Origin of the sequence: Rosenbergiella metrosideri (genome assembly GCF_022602565.1) — a bacterium.
Classification (GTDB): domain Bacteria; phylum Pseudomonadota; class Gammaproteobacteria; order Enterobacterales; family Enterobacteriaceae; genus Rosenbergiella; species Rosenbergiella metrosideri.
Genome location: NZ_JALBCV010000143.1, coordinates 1 through 238, shown reverse-complemented (window position 1 = coordinate 238; position 238 = coordinate 1). Strand labels below are relative to the sequence as shown.

Here is a 238-nt window from a genome sequence, read left to right as displayed (position 1 = left end):
ATAAGGAAGAGGGTATAGTTTGGTATCTGAACGCGCATTACTAGTTTGAATATAAAGTAGTAGATCATGGCGAAAAGTAGCGGATTTGCCATCGACCAGAGGTAACCGAGGAAACTGCTTTTATACCTAACCTTTAACTCTTTCTCAGTAATAACTGATATTAAATCAATAAGATACCCAAAAGTTAACTTCATTGCTTACTCATCTTGACTATGAAAATTATTCGCAAGTATCGCTA

At 35.3% G+C, this 238-nt stretch carries 1 pseudogene; it reads right to left on the bottom strand.

The features are described 5' to 3' along the window. Positions 1–194: pseudogene (locus MKR94_RS16840) on the bottom strand (ABC transporter permease); the annotation flags it as partial. Positions 195–238 lie beyond the last annotated feature (44 nt).